Origin of the sequence: Proteus genomosp. 6 (genome assembly GCF_040139785.1) — a bacterium.
Classification (GTDB): Bacteria; Pseudomonadota; Gammaproteobacteria; order Enterobacterales; family Enterobacteriaceae; genus Proteus.
The window spans coordinates 23309-41138 of sequence record NZ_JBEEVJ010000016.1; the positions used below are offsets into that span (position 1 = coordinate 23309).

The window sequence follows — 17830 nt, forward strand, 5'->3', positions numbered from 1 at the left end:
TATAACAATGAAAAAAAAGAGAGCCACTGTGAAAGTGTTGACTGTTTTTGGCACACGCCCTGAAGCGATAAAAATGGCACCTTTAGTGCACGCTTTAGCAAATGATGATTCGTTTGAAGCGAAGGTATGTGTTACGGCCCAACATCGAGAAATGCTTGATCAGGTATTAAATCTTTTTGAGATCAAACCAGATTACGATCTCAATATTATGAAACCAGGACAAGATTTAACGGATATTACCTGTCGTATTTTAGAAGGGTTAAAACCGGTATTAGCGTCATTTCAACCTGATGTTGTTTTGGTACATGGTGATACAACAACGACCATGGCAGCAAGTTTAGCCGCATTTTATCAACGAATTCCCGTTGGTCATGTGGAGGCTGGGCTACGTACTGGCAATCTTTACTCCCCTTGGCCTGAAGAGGCAAACCGTACTATTGCAGGTCATCTTGCAATGTATCATTTCGCACCAACAGAAACTGCAAAATTAAATTTGGTACGAGAAGCGGTTGCGGATAAAAATATTTTTGTCACGGGGAATACGGTAATTGATGCGTTGTTTTGGGTAAGTGACAGAGTGATGGGCAATCAAACACTCTTAAATGAGCTTGCTGTAAACTATCCATTTATTCAGCCTGATAAGAAAATGATCTTGGTAACAGGACATCGTCGAGAAAGCTTTGGTGGTGGTTTTGAACGTATCTGCCAAGCTTTAGCTGAAATTGCATTAGCACACCCTGATGTAGAAGTTGTTTATCCTGTTCACTTAAATCCTAATGTGAGTGAGCCTGTTCAACGGATCCTTCATAGTATTGATAATATTAAGCTGATCCAGCCACAAGATTATCTCCCATTCGTTTACTTAATGAACCATGCTTACCTTATTTTGACCGACTCTGGTGGAATTCAAGAAGAAGCTCCTTCATTAGGTAAGCCTGTTCTTGTAATGCGAGACACAACAGAACGCCCAGAAGCTGTTGAGGCGGGCTCTGTTCGTTTAGTCGGAACAGATACTAAACGTATTGTTAGCGAAGTAACTTCTTTATTGACAGACGAAAACGCGTATCACCAAATGAGTAAGGCGACAAACCCTTACGGTGATGGTCATGCCTGCCAACGTATTCTTGAAGCATTGAAAAAAAATCAGGTGACATTATGAGTTTTGAAACTATTTCTGTTATCGGCCTCGGCTACATTGGTTTACCTACAGCGGCAGCTTTTGCCTCTCGTAAAAAAAGCGTCATCGGTGTTGATGTTAATCAGCATGCAGTTGATACGATTAATAAAGGTCAAATTCACATTGTTGAGCCTGATCTTGATAAAGTCGTTAAACAAGCGGTTGAAGAAGGTCATTTAAAAGCCTATACCACGCCACAACCAGCAGATGCTTACCTTATTGCTGTACCTACACCATTTAAAGGTGAGCATGAGCCTGATTTGGCTTATGTTGAAGCAGCTGCCCGCTCTATCGCACCTGTACTGAAGAAAGGTGATCTTATTATTCTAGAATCAACCTCACCAGTTGGTTCTACTGAAAAAATGGCAGAGTGGTTAGCAGAAGCTCGCCCAGATTTAACTTTCCCTCATCAACAAGGTGAAGATGCTGATATCGATGTTGCTTACTGCCCTGAGCGTGTATTACCGGGTCAAGTGATGATTGAACTTATCCGCAATGACCGTGTTGTCGGTGGGATGAACCGTAAATCTTCAGAACGTGCGAGTGAGTTGTACAAAATTTTCCTTGAAGGTGAATGTGTTATCACCAATGCACGTACCGCAGAAATGTGTAAGCTGACTGAAAATAGCTTCCGTGATGTTAATATTGCGTTTGCTAATGAATTATCACTGATCTGCGCTGACCAAGATATTAATGTGTGGGAGCTAATTAGCTTGGCGAACCGCCATCCTCGCGTCAATATTTTACAACCAGGTCCAGGCGTTGGCGGACACTGTATCGCTGTTGACCCTTGGTTTATCGTGTCACAAAATCCAAAACAATCTCGTTTAATTCACACTGCGCGTTTAGTCAATGATGGCAAACCAGTGTGGGTTATCGATCAAGTTAAAGCCGCTGTTGCAGATTGCCTTACTGAAACAGGTAAACGTGCAAACGAAATTAAAATTGCCTGCTTTGGTTTAGCCTTTAAGCCTAATATCGATGACTTACGTGAAAGCCCAGCAATGAATATCACTAAACAAGTTGCTGATTGGCACAGTGGTACTACGTTGGCGGTTGAACCTAATATTCATGAATTACCAACAAAACTGAAAGGGATCACAGAGTTAGTATCAACAGAACAAGCTCTGAAAGACGCTGATATTGTCTTAATGTTAGTTGATCACCAACAATTTAAAGCGATCCCTGGTAGTAAAATCACTCAAAAATGGATTGTAGATACTAAAGGAGTATGGCGTTGAAACGCATTCTAGTGACAGGCGGAGCCGGTTTTATCGGCTCTGCTGTTGTTCGACATATTATTGAAAACACCAATGACAGCGTTGTTGTGGTGGATAAACTAACTTATGCCGGTAATTTAGAGTCATTAGCAACTGTAGCCGACAGTGAACGTTATGCTTTTGAGCAAGTCGATATCTGTGATAGAGCCGAGCTTGACCGCTTATTTGCTCAATATCAGCCAGATGTTGTGATGCACTTAGCGGCAGAAAGCCATGTTGACCGCTCTATTGATGGTCCTGCTGCGTTTATTGAAACCAATATTGTTGGCACTTACACCTTATTGGAAGCAGCTCGCCACTTTTGGCAAGTGTTACCACAAGAAAAGAAAACGGCATTTCGGTTCCACCATATCTCAACAGATGAAGTGTATGGCGATTTAGAAGGTACAGACGACTTCTTCACTGAAACAACGCCTTATGCACCAAGTAGCCCATATTCTGCTTCTAAGGCCTCAAGTGACCACTTAGTGCGTGCTTGGTTACGGACTTATGGCTTACCAACTGTAATTACCAATTGCTCAAATAACTATGGTCCTTACCATTTTCCTGAAAAATTAATCCCATTAATTATCTTAAATGCGATTTCAGGAAAACCATTACCTGTTTATGGTAAAGGTGAACAGATCCGTGATTGGCTCTATGTTGAAGATCATGCTCGTGCGCTTTATTTAGTCGCAACAACGGCAACACCGGGTAAAACCTACAATATTGGCGGTCATAATGAGCGTCGTAATATTGATGTTGTGAAAACAATTTGTGCATTACTTGAAGAGCTATATCCGAACAAACCCGCAGGCGTTGCTCAATATGTTGATTTAATCACGTATGTGAAAGACAGACCGGGTCATGATCTACGTTACGCCATTGATGCAGCGAAAATTGAAGCTGAATTAGGTTGGAAACCAGAAGAGACATTTGAATCAGGCATTCGTAAAACCGTGTTGTGGTATTTAAATAACGAAACTTGGTGGAAACGTGTGCTTGATGGCTCTTATGCAGGTGAACGTCTAGGGCTTGGGAACTGATTAAGTAAAGAAGGATAAATGATGAAAGGTATTATTTTAGCGGGTGGTTCTGGTACACGATTGCATCCGATAACCAAAGGGGTATCGAAGCAGTTATTGCCTATCTATGATAAGCCCATGATCTATTATCCGCTTTCAGTTCTGATGCTTGCTGGCATTCGAGATATTTTGATCATCACAACACCAGATGATATGACCTCATTTCAGCGCTTATTGGGTGATGGTTCTGCATTTGGTGTTCGTCTTCAATATAAAATTCAGCCATCTCCTGATGGCTTAGCCCAAGCCTTTATTTTGGGCGAGGAATTTATTGATGATGACCATTGCTGTTTAGTTTTAGGCGATAATATCTATTTTGGTCAAGGGTTTAGTCCAAAACTGAAACAAGTTGCACAACGTGAACGTGGCGCAACCGTGTTTGGTTATCAAGTGATGGATCCTGAGCGATTTGGTGTCGTTGAATTTGACGATGATTTCAAAGTGTTATCCATTGAAGAGAAACCAGAACAGCCTAAGTCTAATTGGGCGGTGACAGGGCTTTATTTCTACGATAACCGTGTGGTTGATTTTGCCAAACGAGTCAAACCTTCGATTCGTGGTGAATTAGAAATTACGTCGATTAATCAGATGTATCTTGAATGTGGTGAACTTAACGTTGAACTACTGGGACGTGGTTTTGCGTGGTTAGATACCGGAACTCACGATAGTTTAATTGAAGCTAGTACCTTTGTTCAAACCGTTGAAAAACGCCAAGGATTTAAAGTGGCGTGTCTTGAAGAGATTGCTTGGCGCAATGGTTGGCTCAGTGATGACCAAGTAAGAGAAAGTGCAAAATCACTGTCTAAAACAGGTTATGGCCGCTATCTATTGGATTTATTACATGTCCGTCCTCGCCAATATTAATTATCTTGAGTGGGAAAGTGAGTATTTCTCCCTCAAAACAGGGCGCCTTGAGTTTGATACACAAGCGTCCGTGTTAACAGACGAACAACTTGACGCTTTTGCTGTGGTTCAAGCTAAAGTCGCATCTCATGAGCTTTCTCTCATCGATAAACTCAGCCAATTAGGTTTTCAATTTGCGGAAGGTGAAATTGATTTTAAACTTTCAATTGGCACAGAAAATGCTTGTAAGAAAGCGACGGAATATTGTTTTAGAAAAGCCAATGAAGATGATATCGATTTATTGATGGCAACGGCTTCAGAAGCTTTTGTACAAAGTCGTTTTAGAACACCTTGGTATCAAGAAGGCGATAGCAGTCGTTTTTATGCATTATGGGTTAAAAAAGCAGTGTTAGGTACGTTCGATGATATCTGTTTACTGACTTGTGATGCTGAAAATAACGTGAGTGGTTTTGTCACTTTACGTCAAATATCTGAAAGTGAAGCAAGAGTGGGATTACTCGCAGTAATGCCCAACAGAATAGGACAAGGCATTGGTAAACAACTGATGTCGGTCGCGAAGTTTTGGTGTCAACAACAAAGTATTTCAACCTTATATGTTGCAACACAGATCAGCAATATTGCAGCTTCGCGTTTATACACACACAGTGGGGGCTTAATAGAGAGCACCACTTATTGGTTATACAGGGGATAATATGATTCCGTTTAATAAACCACCCGTTGTCGGCACAGAATTAGAATATATGAAACAGGCTATGGAAAGTGGCAAGCTCTGTGGTGATGGCAATTTCACAAAGAAATGTGAAAAGTGGTTAGAAGAACAATTTCATTGTCATAAAACGCTGTTAACGCCTTCTTGTACAGCATCGCTTGAAATGGCTGCCATCTTATTAGATATCAAGCCTGGCGATGAAGTCATCATGCCAAGTTTTACCTTTGTTTCGACCTCTAATGCGTTTGTATTACGTGGCGCAACGATTGTTTTCGTTGATATTCGTCCAGATACTATGAATATGGATGAAACAAAAATTGAAGCAGCAATCACAAATAAAACGCGCGCGATAGTGCCTGTTCATTACGCAGGTGTTGCGTGTGAAATGGATACCATTATGGCGATTGCGAAAAGACATAATCTATTCGTGATTGAAGATGCTGCACAAGGTGTCATGTCAACTTACAAGGGCAAAGCGCTTGGCACGATTGGTCATATTGGTTGTTATAGCTTCCATGAGACTAAAAACTACTCATCAGGTGGTGAGGGTGGTGCAACGTTAATTAACGATCCTGATTTAATCAATCGCGCAGAAGTTATCCGTGAAAAAGGCACTAACCGCAGCCAATTTTTCCGTGGTCAGGTAGATAAATATACTTGGCGAGATATTGGTTCTAGCTATTTAATGTCAGACTTACAAGCAGCTTATCTGTGGGCTCAACTTGAAGAAGCTGAAAAAATTAATGAGCGTCGTTTAGCATTTTGGCAGATTTACTATGATGCATTGACACCATTAGCAGAAAAAGGCTTATTGGCGCTTCCAATCGTTCCTGAAGGGTTAGAACACAATGCACATATGTTCTATATCAAACTGAAAGATATCGAGCAACGTACCGCGTTTAATGACTACATGAAAGAGCATGGTGTCTTAACGGTATTCCACTATGTGTCATTACATACCAGCCCAGCAGGTATGAAGTTTGGTCGCTTTGACGGTGAAGATATTTTCACAACGCGAGAAAGTGAGCGTTTAGTGCGTTTACCTATGTTCTACAACATGACAGAAGAAGAGCAACAGACTGTTATTGGTCATATTCGCGACTTTTTTGCTTAATTATGTCATTAGCCAAAGCATCAATTTGGACAGCCGGATCAACCCTGATAAAAATCGGGGCTGGTCTGCTTGTCGTTAAGTTACTTGCTGTCTCTTTTGGTCCAACAGGAGTCGGATTAGCGGGTAACTTTCGTCAATTAATCACCGTACTAGGCGTCTTGTCTGGTGCGGGTATTTTTAATGGTGTGACGAAATTAATCGCACAATATCAAGATGATGATATTCAACGCAAAAAAGTGTTGGGTACTTCATCATCCATGATTTTGCTGTTTTCCACACTATTAGCTATTTTATTTCTTCTTTTTTCTGCCCTCATTAGCCAAGTGTTATTTGGTGATGATTATCATCAATATCAGGATATTGTAAGAGCTGTTGCTTTTATTCAAATGGGAATTGCATATAGCAATTATTTTCTTGCCATATTAAAAGGTTATCGTGATGCGGCAGGTAATGCCTTATCAGTGATTGCAGGTAGCATTATTGGTGTTGTTGCTTATTATTTATGCTATTTATTTGCGGGTTATCACGGTGCATTAATTGGACTAGCATTAGTGCCTGCACTTATTTTATTTCCTGCTACATTTTTAGTAGTAAAGCGTAAACGCTTCGCGTTGAGTGAGCTGAAACCCCACTGGGATAAAGCGATTGCCAGCCATCTTGGCAAATTTACTATTATGGCTATTTTGACCTCTATTACGCTCCCAGTCGCTTATATCATGATGCGTAATCTATTGGCTAAACATTATAGCTGGGATGAGGTTGGGATTTGGCAAGGCGTGAGTAGCATTTCAGATGCTTACTTACAATTTATTACGGCATCTTTCTCTGTTTATTTACTGCCAACCCTCTCTCGATTAACACAAAAGAGTGATATCACTAAAGAGATAGTAAAGTCGCTGAAGTTTGTATTACCTGCGGTTGCTGTTGCCAGCTTTATGGTGTGGTTATTACGTGATTTTGCGATTTGGTTACTGTTTTCAGATAAATTTGTCGCTATGCGTGATTTATTTGCATGGCAACTTGTCGGTGATGTTTTAAAAGTAGGCGCCTATGTCTTTGGCTATCTTGTCATTGCAAAAGCGGCACTACGTTTTTATATCCTTACAGAAGTAAGCCAGTTTGCCTTATTAACGCTATTTTCGCGTTGGCTTATTCCTGAGCATGGCGCACTGGGTGCAGCTCAAGCCTATATGGCAACGTATATTATTTACTTCCTTCTCTGTAGTTCTGTTTTCGTGATTTATTGCAGGCGCAAATGACAACTTTGATTTACGTACTAGGTTCAGACATTGTGCATCATAACAACACAATGTTACGGTTTTTTAACGACCACCTCGTGACTGAGGCGGGGTTAACGTATAAACCTCGTTTTATCGTTGCCAGTAAAAATACTTCACTGCAAGAAAGCTATCCAGCTTTAGATATTGAGTGTTTAGCTGATAAAAAGCAGGTTGCACAGAGAGTGGTTACATTGGCAAAAGCCGATACTCACCAACGATTCCTTTTTTTAGGTCAGTTTAATGCGCCTATTTGGCTGGCATTATTGACTGGCAAGATTAAACGTCATCAATTTTGGTGGCATATTTGGGGTGCTGATTTATATCAGGATTCTAAACAGCTAAAATTTAGACTCTTTTATCTTCTTCGTAAACTTGCTCAAAAGCGTGTGGGGCGAGTATTTGGTACACGAGGTGATCTAAATTACTTCGCGCAATTTAACGTTAATATTCCAGCCAGTTTGCTCTATTTTCCAACAAGAATGGATCCTGCGCTGACGGTAACAGAAAAAGCGCCTATTGATGAAAAACAAATCACCATTATTGTGGGTAATTCAGGGGATAGATCGAATCGTCATATTGAAGCTTTACAGGCGATTGCAGAGCAATATGGAACACGCGCAAAAGTGATTATTCCAATGGGATATCCTGAAAATAATCACGTTTATATTGATGAAGTAACCCAAGCAGCTGGCCAGTTGCTTCCATATAATCAGGTTGAAATATTACGTGATAAATTGGCATTTGATGATTATCTTACGTTATTGAAAACATGTGATTTAGGCTATTTTATTTTCCATCGTCAACAAGGTATCGGCACGCTTTGTCTGCTTATTCAATTTGCGATCCCTTTTGTTATTAGTCGTCAAAACCCATTTTGGCAGGATTTAACTGAGCAAAATGTTCCTGTTTTTTTCTCGGGTGATAAATTAGATGTTGCGCTAATTGAAGAGGCTAAACGTCAATTACTGATGCTTGATCGCCAAAATATTGCCTTCTTTGCGCCTAATTTTACGGACGGATGGAAAGAGCTAATTGAGATGAGTACAGGAGAGCCGCAATGACATTGGCGGAACTGGGTGGCTTAGCACTTGTTTATTTTATCTCTTTAAGTTTTATTTTATTGCTGACTTATCAAGAATTTCGTCGAGTTCGCTTTAATTTTAATGTTTTTTTCTCAATGCTCTATCTGCTGACCTTTTATTTTGGTTTTCCACTGACTTGTATGTTGGTATTCCAATTTGATGTCGCAGTTGTACCGGTTGATTCATTATTATACGCGCTATTAGCTTCTACCTGCTTCTATGCCATTTATTATGTCACTTATAAGGTAAGGTTGAGAAAACCGGTTAGCGGCCCTTCTAGGTCGTTATTTACCATGAATAGAGTAGAAACCAACCTCACTTGGATTTTATTGGCATTAATCGCATTTGTAACCGTCGGAATTTTCTTTCTGCAAAATGGCTTTTTACTCTTTAAGCTCAAAACGTATAGCCAAATTTTTTCAAGCCAAGTGTCAGGTGTCGCGCTTAAGCGCTTTTTCTATTTCTTTATTCCCGCAATGCTGGTGGTTTATTTCTTAAAACCAACGCAACAACGCTGGATTTTCTTCCTTTGTGCGACGGTAGGTTTTGGGATCTTAACTTACATTATCGTGGGTGGAACGCGCGCCAATATCATCATCGCTTTTGCGCTGTTTTTGTTTATCGGTATTGTTCGTGGCTGGATAACCTTGTGGATGCTGGTTGCAGCGGGGGTTATGAGTATCGTTGGAATGTTCTGGTTGGCATTAAAACGCTATGGTCTTGATGTGAGTGGTGCCGAGGCATTCTATACTTTCTTGTACCTTACTCGTGATACGTTCTCTCCTTGGGAAAACTTAGCGTTGTTACTTGATAACTATGACAAGATTGAGTTCCAAGGACTTGCTCCGATAATTCGTGATTTTTATGTTTTTATTCCTTCTTGGGTTTGGCCTGAACGCCCAGATGTTGTACTGAACTCTGCAAATTACTTTACGTGGGAAGTGCTTAATTACCATGCGGGTCTTGCTATTTCGCCAACCTTAATTGGCTCGTTGGTTGTGATGGGGGGCGTTGTCTTTATCCCATTAGGTGCCATCGTAGTCGGGTTGATTATTAAATGGTTTGATTGGCTATACCAGCAAGGGTTGAGTGAGAGCAATCGCTATAAGTCCGCTATCTTACAAGCTTTTTGCTTTGGGGCGATTTTTAATATGATTGTTTTAGCACGAGAAGGGGTCGATTCGTTCGTCTCTCGTGTTGTGTTCTTCTGTTTAGTTTTTGGTTTATGTTTAGTGGTCGCAAAACTGCTTTATTGGTTATTTGAAAGCGCGGGATTGGTACGCAATTACGTGACTCGTCAACTACAAAGTGAACCTCGTTTAGAGAAAAAGGAAAAGTAATGGGATCCAATTCAATTCCGAAGTATTCAATCCGTGGACATAATATCTGGGGATTTCGCGATATGGCTCATTTTCTGGATTATCTCTATGAAGGAGCACAAATAAAAAGTGGCTCTCTGATTGCCATTAACGCAGAAAAAATTCTCACAGCAGAAACAGACTCAGCACTCAATGAGCTACTCAATGAAGCTGATTATCTTTATGCAGATGGTATCAGTGTTGTGCGAGGTATTCGTCGTAAATATCCTGATGCAAATGTTTCTCGTATTGCTGGTGCGGATTTATGGGAAGCGTTAATGGAAAGAGCAGGTAAAGAGGGAACACCTGTCTTTCTTGTCGGTGGTAAACCTGAAATTCTTTCGCAAACCGAAGATAAGCTTAAAGCACAGTGGAACGTAAACATTGTGGGTAGCCAGAACGGTTACTTCACACCACAAGATAGAGAGGCGTTATTTGAGCGTATAAAGGCCTCTGGTGCGAAGATAGTGACTATAGCCATGGGATCACCTAAGCAAGAGTTGTTTATTCGTGCATGTCGTGAAATTTATCCTGATGCATTATATATGGGTGTCGGTGGGACTTATGATGTGTTTACGGGTCATGTTAAGAGAGCACCAAAAGCATGGCAAAATCTTGGATTAGAGTGGTTATATCGTTTGTTATCACAACCAAGTCGAATTAAGCGTCAATTTAAGCTGTTAAAATTCGTTGGGTATTATTATTCCAATAAATTGTAATAGTAATAGCGTCTTTTTTGTTAGGTGGGGCTGATTAAATGATTTATTCATGCTTTTATCTAGCATCTTACTTGTTTAATTATTATACTGATGGGGCGTTTAGCGTGTAAAAACGCTCCATTTATCGACGAAATGCACAAACTATCGTCAAACAAACTTTTTTTTTCAAAAAGCACTAGACAGACAGAGCGTAAATCCGTACTATCCTCTCCCGCAACGGCGTGAAGCGCCCGTAGCTCAGCTGGATAGAGCGCTGCCCTCCGGAGGCAGAGGTCTCAGGTTCGAATCCTGTCGGGCGCGCCATTAAAGCGTGCTAAGAGTTACGGTGAAGAGCGTTGTTGTAAGAAGTAATAAGATAGCTGTTATGGTGGCTATAGCTCAGTTGGTAGAGCCCTGGATTGTGATTCCAGTTGTCGTGGGTTCGAGTCCCATTAGCCACCCCATCTTATCTTAGTTATTGTTTATGCGAGGGTGGCGGAATTGGTAGACGCGCTAGCTTCAGGTGTTAGTGTTCTAACGGACGTGGGGGTTCAAGTCCCCCCCTTCGCACCAATAAACAAGATAAGAGCAGTGATGCAGACGGCGAGTAGCGCAGCCTGGTAGCGCAACTGGTTTGGGACCAGTGGGTCGGAGGTTCGAATCCTCTCTCGCCGACCAATAAGAAAAAGCCTCGATTATATCGAGGCTTTTTCGTATCTACGATTTACTTTTTAAAAACCGCTATACCATATCTACTTCTACTTCTACTTCTACTTCTACTTCTACTTCTACTTCTACTTCTACTTCTACTTCTATAAGTCGTTACTCTTATCCATATTTTTTATTTCTTGTTATGTGTTCCAGATAAGAAAACCAAAATGATGTTTTTAACGGAAATGTCATCCTTGTCACTTAAGGGTTATTAATAATTTAATTTATTACCGAATTTTAATCTTCATAAAAAGATGAGTTAAATACGTAAAATGATTGATTTTAACTATATGAAATATAAGTCTTTTGTTTTATTTGTCGGTAAATGCCAACACTCGCTATTTTTGATGTCTCCAATAGGAGACATTTAACATATTGATTTTAAATAATTAAATAATCAGTGTGTTTTTCTTGTCGTGAAAAAGAGACGTATATCAGACCCTATATTTTCTTTTCTATTTAGCAATAGCATGGTGAAAGCACAAACCATAGCATCTTTATCATTGAAAATGAGTAAAGCCAGAAAGGAAAACCAAAATTCAATAAGTTATCTTATACTTTTTAGCGATAGGGGATATTTTTAATAAAAAATGAAAAATTGGCACGCTAAATGCAATACGTATATTGTAGATGCTCATTCCACTCCTTATGACAGCATATGGCTTCATAAACCTAGGAATGATGCAGAGCCGATTATTCGGTGCCTACGTCCACGTTAACGATGAACATCATTCATCATCAACAGGACGAAACGTTGAGTGAGGCACCATCCGTCTGTAGACCTGATTGTATATTTATACGCCTGTATAGTTTTATACAGGCGTTTTTTTATATATCAACCACTCATCCATTTTGTATTCACCGCATTATCACGCTATTATCCAGCGCAAGGGTAGATTGGAGATAGCATCAATATGATAAATAAACAAAAAGCATATCTTGCACAAGAAAAACTCTTTCTTATAGAGAAGTTTGGCCCATTATTGTTCTTTTTGATCCCTCTTATCATGCTTATTATTGGTGGAAAATCATGGGCTAAATATGTGGCTTTTCTTGGTCAGGGGATCGCACTGATTTATATCGTCGTGTTTTATCAAGCGAGAAAACATTATCTGTCATTTAAGCAAGAAAATGAGAAGGGAATACCCACTCGCTTTTATCGTATTGCTTGGGTGTATGTGTTTTTGACTTTATGTGTGGAAGTGGTGTTGTTATTTCAACGTGTCTTTTAAATCACATAAAAAAACCCTCAATAATTAATAAAGAGGGTTTTTAGATCAGGTGATTAAACGATTTATGATCACGTTCTTATCGAATAAGCTTATTTACTTTTTTTAGGCTCTTCAAAAATGACAGAATCCTTTTTCAGTGTCATTAATAAAGCATCTTTACGCACTTTCGCCGACTCTTCAGATTTTTTCTGTTTATCTAATGCATCAGCAAGCCACGCAAAGTCATGAACATCAGGGCGTTGCTTTAATGCATTACGAAAAGCCTCTTCAGCTTGAGCCCATTTCCCTTGTTGCATCGCTATCTGACCTAATGTGCTATTGAGTAATGGCGTTGGCCCATGTTGTTTAATTAATGTATTAAGCACTTTCATAATAACATTAGCATCTGTATTTTTTAAACGAGGCAATAGTAAGATCAAGCGTTCATCATATTGGCGTTTAATACCGTCTAAGATGATCGTTTGAGCGGTATCAGGATCGTTACACTCAATAAGGTGTTCAGCCAAAACGACACGCAATGCATTATCATGATGTACTTTACGCGGTTGTGCTTTCCACCAATTTTTCAGTCCATCACAGCCATTTTCGGACATCTTCTGTCCCATAATACCGATATAGGCTTTTTGGCGTAATTGCTCTAGTTCATCATCTGTGTGTAATGCAATTTTTTGCATGGAAGGAATGATATCAAGCAGTGCTTGCCAAGCTGCTGTTCGTGTATAAGCGACTTCTGCAAGACGTAACACTTCTGGGTGACGTGGTACTTGATTTAATAACTCATCAACCCCAGTACGCGCAGCGTGATTTTCGTTTTGTGCTAATAAAATACGCACTCGAGTGATATCAACAGGAAGCTGATTGGTATCGGCAAGCTCAGCTGCACGTTCGAGGTGTTGTTGAACTCGGAATTCATCACCACGTTGTTGTGCGGCTTCAGCGGCTAACAGGTAGTTTACAACAGGCTGCTCTGCATAATCTGCATTACGGCTCATTAGTTTTTCAACTTCTTTAAAATCACCTTCCGCTAATTTCATTAATGCCATGCTGGTTTGTTTGCGTGCGCGATTACGTTTACGGAAAGAAAACCAACTATATGCTTTTGAGCCTGTACCAATGAAACGGCGATAACTCCAACCAATCAGTAACAATGCTAATTGTAGTAAAACAAACATAATGACAAGGCTGGTTACACTGGTTTCAATATCCCAATCATCAGTTTGTATAAGTACATAACCTTGATGGCCTGCCAATAGTGGGCCAAAAATGATGCCCGCAATAAGCACCACAAAAAGGAGAAGTATTTTTAACATAAGCTTATTCTCCTTGTTGTGTTACTGGTGCATCAACAGTTGTACTATCAGCTGCAGCATCTTGTACGCTTTCTGATGCATTATGTTCAGCTTCTACGGCTTGGGCATCTTGGGCTTCAACAGCTTGTGCTCCAGCAACTTGTGGTTCTGCATACTCATTTTGTGCCAGTAAATTGCGAATTTGTTTTTCTACACGTTTTTCTAGCAATGTCGGGCTCTTCAATTCTGATGGCATTGCAAGCGTAATAGGCTGTTTCTCTAATTCAGAAACCGTATCTAAAAATGCAGTTGTACTTGGATCAGAGGTATCAAAATAAGCACGTACCCAAGTGGATACCGCTTCCAGTGATTGCTGATAAGTTTCAGTTTGGTGACGAGGCACGGCTTGAGAAGCAATTAATAAACGTGAACGGATATTCTCACGTAAATAGACATCTTGATTCGGTGCTAATAAAGGAACGGCTGCGGTATCACGGCGACGAATGGTAATAAAATCATCCATAAAGCTTTTCCAGCTTTTGCTTAGATTCTGTTTCCAATCAGAAAGTGAACCTGAAATGGTTTCATCGTTTTTATCCATTGGGGAGCCATTACGCTCAAGATCAGCTAAACGGAGATTATCAACCTGATTCGCTAACTGGTTTAATTGTAAGATGATGCCATCATTATCAATTTTGGTGAGAGCAGCTAAACTGCTGATATCTTCATTAATAGCACGACGGATCTCAAGTAAACTCGGATCGTTCATTTCCGCTAAGCTACTATCAGCACCTTTTAGTAAACTCACGGCGGTCACAACATCTTGATCATTCCATAACTTACGACCAGCCATTTTCACCATAAAATCGGCTTGTGCTAATAGCCAACTTTTGACATCTGCACTAGAAATAGCGGCAAAGCGTGTTTGTAGATCTTGAATTTGGCGCTCTGTTGTTTGGCGTTCGTTTTGTAATTTATCGATAGTCTGTTTTTGTGAGTCAAACATACTATCAATATTGTCAAAGCGTTGTTGATACGTATTTTGGAGTTGTTGTAATTGGGTAAGCTCAGATTTGAGTGATTGATTTTCTACACTCAGCTTTGATGCTTGTTGATTGGTGTAATAGTAAAGGCTACCACCGATTGCCAAAATAACAAGGATAGCAACAGCACTTCCAATTAGACCTGAGCGCTTGTTATTAACAGGTTTGACTTCCTGATAGCGGACATTCTCATCAGCTTTAGCTGCATCTTTTGGCAAGTCATTATCATTTGTATTTTTCTGTTCCGTCATATCGGCGTCTCATTTAGGTTCTATATTAATGCATGAAATAAAGCATCATTATTGGCACTTTCAGCAACGGTGACAGTTTCCCACCCTAATGTTTTTGCTATTGTTGCTAATCGTTCACTGACCACAAGTAAATGGCAGTTTAACAGCCATGCTTTTTTAGATTCAGCGACCAGATCAAAGAGTTGTTGTAACATTTCACCGCTAGTGACAACAAGCGTATCAACCTGTGCTTTTTCCCATTGAAGCGCAAAGTCTTCAGGGGAATAATGAATAAATAGGCGTTGGTAACATTCGCATTCATCAACGATTGCGCCTCGTTGGCTCAATGTTGTTGCGAGTAAGTCACGACCACCGTTACCTCTAAGCAGTAATATTTGCTTGTTTTTCACCTGATTAAGCTCAGGAAGGTCAAGAAGATCTTCGCTGGTTTCTCCTTGCTCAGGGTAGCAAATTGGAAGACTGCTTAAATGTTGGAAATCTTTCGCTGTGCTTTGACCTATTCCATAATAGGATAGCGTATCTGGCCATGATTGTTGTAATTGATTTAGCTGCCAGTTTGCGTATGACACCGCATTTTTAGAAAGTAAAAATACACAATCACCCGCCCTTAATCCTTTTAGTTTAGCATCTAATAAAGGGAGCTCACGACCTGCGGTGATCTCTATTAAAGGTGCTTGAAAGGCTGTTTTTCCCGCATCAATTAAACGCTGGGTTAATGCCTTTCCTGCTGGGTTGGGGCGAGTAACTAAAATACTCATGCAGGTGTGCTGCCTTGATACACTGCCGTTAAAATGGCTCGTGCACCTTTATCTAAAAGCTCTTCAGCCAATGAGATACCCGCAGTTTCAGCGTCTTCTGGAGACACTAAGCGCTCACCACGCAAAATAGTTTCGCCATCAGGAGAACCGACTAAAGCACGTAACCAAATTTTGTCATTTTGCCAAATGGCATAGCTTCCAATCGGAACTTGGCAACCGCCTTCAAGACGAGTATTCATTGCACGCTCTGCTTTAACGCAAATTGCAGTGCGAGAATGGTTTAGTGCATCTAATAACTGACGAGTTTCATTATCATCTAAGCGACACTCAATTCCCACTGCACCTTGCCCAACCGCAGGTAAAGATTGCTCAGCAGATAATGGTGTACGAACACGTTCGTTAAGACCTAGGCGTTTTAAGCCAGCAACGGCAAGAATAATGGCATCATAATCACCATTATCTAGTTTCCCTAAACGAGTACCGACATTACCACGTAAATCACGAATAATCAGGTCAGGGCGCTGTGCTTTTAATTGGCATTGGCGACGTAAACTGGATGTGCCTACAATACTACCCGCAGGAAGTTGTTCTAAAGAATCATAATGATTAGAGACAAAGGCATCACGAGGATCTTCGCGTTCACAAATAGTCACTAACCCTAAGCCTTCTGGGAAATCAATAGGAACATCTTTCATAGAGTGAACGGCAATATCTGCGCGTGATTCAAGTAGGGCAAGTTCTAACTCTTTTACAAATAGCCCTTTGCCACCTACTTTAGCTAAAGGTGTATCTAAAATGATGTCACCTTTAGTGACCATCGGTATTAATTCGACGACTAAACCTGGATGAGCAAGTTGTAGTTGTTCTTTCACATAGAGCGCCTGCCACATAGCAAGAGGGCTTTGGCGGGTAGCAATACGGATGGTACTTTTTGACATAATAGTATTATCTCTTCCGAGCGATTAGCGATATTTTTGTTTAGAAATAAGGCATTGTTTTAACACTTTAAAGCTCAATTTTCCAGTTAAGGCGCTTTGAGTCGTAATAACAATGAAAGAAATGAGGCCATCTTCGAAAAAGAAAAAAAGAAAGAGGAAATAAAAAATAAATAAATTATTAATGGATACTATCGGGTTTAGTTATTTTTAGAATTTTATTCTTTTTATATCTATATAAAAAGTGTGGTTATTTACAAAATCAAAACATTGAGTTAATTTTGTTAACATTTAGTGGGTGAGAAGTGAGACAAATATTATGTTTAATCTGAACACATTGATAAAACAACTATTATTTTAAATTTACTTATTTTTCTTATTATTTTTCAATATATAAAAATACTATAAATTTTAACAAAATTATTATTAAATAAAAGAAAGAGAAATAATAAGAATAGAGAAAAGAATTTATTCTTAAATTAAATAATTAATTAATAAAAATTAAATATTATTTTAAATATTATTATCGCAACATTAAAAATAGAATTCTTATTTTAAGTGTAAAAATAAAAAATAATCAAAAATTAAAAATAATTCATGATTATCAATCGGTTGCTTTTATTTTTACTTTTTTATCTATTTTTTACGTTTTGTCAAAATTTATTTTCAGTTTCATCATTAAGTAAACAGGGGTTTTTGTGGGGTAAAGGGAGGATTGAGATATTTTTTTATCATTTTTTCTATAAATAAAACAATTTATCTTCATGATTATAAAGATATTTATTTGATGGCTTTACACGATTAAGCGCTTAAATATCACTTTTAGATCTTGGTGCTATATTTTGAGTTCCTCTTTACGCCTTGCGCTCAAGGTGTTAAATTGATCACGTTTCCGAGATTTTGTTAGTAAAGTTTTATCTATTAATATTCCCTAACTCAACCTTGGTCACTTATAAACTCAGATTCTACTATCTTCTTAGTATTG

At 39.4% G+C, this 17830-nt stretch carries 15 protein-coding genes and 4 tRNA genes; 15 read left to right on the plus strand and 4 right to left on the minus strand.

The window, feature by feature from the left end:
• Positions 1-28: 28 nt before the first annotated feature.
• From wecB to ABN212_RS16905, 15 genes are all read left to right on the plus strand, one after another.
• Entirely contained in the window at positions 29-1159 is a 1131-nt protein-coding gene (gene wecB / locus ABN212_RS16835; protein ID WP_349443463.1) for a non-hydrolyzing UDP-N-acetylglucosamine 2-epimerase, read from the plus strand.
• Positions 1156-2418: a UDP-N-acetyl-D-mannosamine dehydrogenase gene (wecC, locus tag ABN212_RS16840; protein ID WP_109372740.1), complete on the plus strand. Its 1263-nt coding sequence runs from the start codon at positions 1156-1158 to the stop codon at positions 2416-2418. Before wecB ends, wecC begins: the two co-directional genes overlap by 4 nt.
• Entirely contained in the window at positions 2415-3482 is a 1068-nt protein-coding gene (rffG, locus tag ABN212_RS16845; protein WP_109372763.1) for a dTDP-glucose 4,6-dehydratase, read from the plus strand. The genes wecC and rffG overlap by 4 nt, the downstream gene beginning before the upstream one ends.
• Positions 3483-3503: 21 nt before the next feature.
• The gene (gene rfbA / locus ABN212_RS16850) at positions 3504-4385 is read left to right on the plus strand and encodes a glucose-1-phosphate thymidylyltransferase RfbA (RefSeq protein ID WP_198620262.1); all 882 of its coding nucleotides are present in this window, start codon (positions 3504-3506) and stop codon (positions 4383-4385) included.
• Positions 4363-5076: a dTDP-4-amino-4,6-dideoxy-D-galactose acyltransferase gene (rffC, locus tag ABN212_RS16855; RefSeq protein WP_349443460.1), complete on the plus strand. Its 714-nt coding sequence runs from the start codon at positions 4363-4365 to the stop codon at positions 5074-5076. Before rfbA ends, rffC begins: the two co-directional genes overlap by 23 nt.
• A gap of 1 nt (position 5077) precedes the next feature.
• Positions 5078-6208 (plus strand): dTDP-4-amino-4,6-dideoxygalactose transaminase, encoded by a 1131-nt coding sequence (gene rffA, locus ABN212_RS16860; protein WP_311747443.1) that lies wholly within the window; start codon positions 5078-5080, stop codon positions 6206-6208.
• Between the two features lie 2 nt (positions 6209-6210).
• Positions 6211-7467 carry a lipid III flippase WzxE gene (gene wzxE / locus ABN212_RS16865; RefSeq protein WP_198620251.1) on the plus strand — a complete coding sequence of 419 codons (1257 nt, stop codon included), beginning with the start codon at positions 6211-6213 and terminating at the stop codon, positions 7465-7467.
• Positions 7464-8549 (plus strand): TDP-N-acetylfucosamine:lipid II N-acetylfucosaminyltransferase, encoded by a 1086-nt coding sequence (locus tag ABN212_RS16870; protein ID WP_198620250.1) that lies wholly within the window; start codon positions 7464-7466, stop codon positions 8547-8549. Before wzxE ends, ABN212_RS16870 begins: the two co-directional genes overlap by 4 nt.
• Positions 8546-9910 (plus strand): ECA oligosaccharide polymerase, encoded by a 1365-nt coding sequence (gene wzyE / locus ABN212_RS16875; RefSeq protein WP_198620249.1) that lies wholly within the window; start codon positions 8546-8548, stop codon positions 9908-9910. The genes ABN212_RS16870 and wzyE overlap by 4 nt, the downstream gene beginning before the upstream one ends.
• A complete protein-coding gene (gene wecG, locus ABN212_RS16880) occupies positions 9910-10647 on the plus strand; it encodes a lipopolysaccharide N-acetylmannosaminouronosyltransferase (protein ID WP_099076342.1) in 738 nt (245 codons plus the stop codon). Before wzyE ends, wecG begins: the two co-directional genes overlap by 1 nt.
• Before the next feature lie 226 nt (positions 10648-10873).
• Positions 10874-10950, plus strand: a tRNA-Arg gene (locus ABN212_RS16885).
• A 64-nt stretch (positions 10951-11014) separates the two neighbouring features.
• Positions 11015-11090: transfer RNA gene (locus ABN212_RS16890), tRNA-His, on the plus strand.
• A 22-nt stretch (positions 11091-11112) separates the two neighbouring features.
• Positions 11113-11199: transfer RNA gene (locus ABN212_RS16895), tRNA-Leu, on the plus strand.
• 28 nt (positions 11200-11227) lie between these two features.
• A tRNA-Pro gene (locus ABN212_RS16900) sits at positions 11228-11304 on the plus strand.
• A gap of 947 nt (positions 11305-12251) precedes the next feature.
• Entirely contained in the window at positions 12252-12569 is a 318-nt protein-coding gene (locus ABN212_RS16905) for a hypothetical protein (RefSeq protein ID WP_349443461.1), read from the plus strand.
• Positions 12570-12658: 89 nt separating this feature from the next.
• Here the strand turns inward: ABN212_RS16905 and hemY are convergent, their stop codons facing one another.
• Genes hemY through hemC form a run of 4 tightly spaced genes read right to left on the minus strand, consistent with a single transcriptional unit; the run spans position 12659 to position 16848 of the window.
• The gene (hemY, locus tag ABN212_RS16910) at positions 12659-13879 is read right to left on the minus strand and encodes a protoheme IX biogenesis protein HemY (protein ID WP_196534390.1); all 1221 of its coding nucleotides are present in this window, start codon (positions 13877-13879) and stop codon (positions 12659-12661) included.
• Positions 13880-13883: 4 nt separating this feature from the next.
• Positions 13884-15152: a uroporphyrinogen-III C-methyltransferase gene (hemX, locus tag ABN212_RS16915; protein WP_198620247.1), complete on the minus strand. Its 1269-nt coding sequence runs from the start codon at positions 15150-15152 to the stop codon at positions 13884-13886.
• A 20-nt stretch (positions 15153-15172) separates the two neighbouring features.
• Positions 15173-15910: a uroporphyrinogen-III synthase gene (gene hemD, locus ABN212_RS16920; RefSeq protein ID WP_196534392.1), complete on the minus strand. Its 738-nt coding sequence runs from the start codon at positions 15908-15910 to the stop codon at positions 15173-15175.
• Positions 15907-16848: a hydroxymethylbilane synthase gene (gene hemC, locus ABN212_RS16925; protein WP_198620246.1), complete on the minus strand. Its 942-nt coding sequence runs from the start codon at positions 16846-16848 to the stop codon at positions 15907-15909. The genes hemD and hemC overlap by 4 nt, the downstream gene beginning before the upstream one ends.
• Positions 16849-17830 lie beyond the last annotated feature (982 nt).